The organism is Mesorhizobium sp. P5_C1, assembly GCF_054049815.1.
The window spans coordinates 1-532 of the sequence record NZ_JBFULQ010001412.1; the positions used below are offsets into that span (position 1 = coordinate 1).

The 532-nt window shown below is 60.0% G+C and carries 1 protein-coding gene and 1 pseudogene; both read left to right on the forward strand.

The genetic code is table 11. The features are described from left to right. The coding region (phaP, locus tag ACXJ7R_RS36090; protein ID WP_457155941.1) for a TIGR01841 family phasin at positions 1 to 187 on the forward strand (187 nt) is incomplete at its 5' end. A 193-nt stretch (positions 188 to 380) separates the two neighbouring features. Then, a pseudogene (locus ACXJ7R_RS36095) lies at positions 381 to 532 on the forward strand (MaoC family dehydratase); the annotation flags it as partial.

Below are 532 nucleotides of genomic sequence, written 5' to 3' on the forward strand. Positions count from 1 at the left end.
GGGCAATCCGCAGGAACTGATGGCCAAACAGACGGAATTCGCGCGCAAATCCTTCGAGGCTGCGTTGAAGAACGCCGGCGAAGTGGCTGAACTGGTCAAGAAATCCGGCACCGAATCGGTCGACATCCTGCGCACGCGCATCAAGGAGGCGATGGAAGAAATCCGCGCCGGCTACGACAGGAAGTAGCGGTCTTCGGCCAAGGTGGCATCGTTGCCGCCGACAGCCCGAAAGCCCAAGAAATCCCGATTTACCCTGCCGTTGCGGCGGGCGGCATGGCATAATCGCGGCCGAAGTCGGCGGAACGGATTCGCGCAGGGCGAATTGACAGGGGCCGCCAGTTCGTGGTCCGGAGGCGTTGAAAGCTATCGGGAAACCAGGAATGACTGAAATACGGCCCAAGACGCCGCCGACCTACGAGCAATTGAGGACGATGGCCGGGCAGGAGCTTGGCGTGTCTGAGTGGACCACGGTCGACCAGAATCGTATCAACCAGTTCGCCGAATGTACCGGCGACCATCAATGGATTCATGT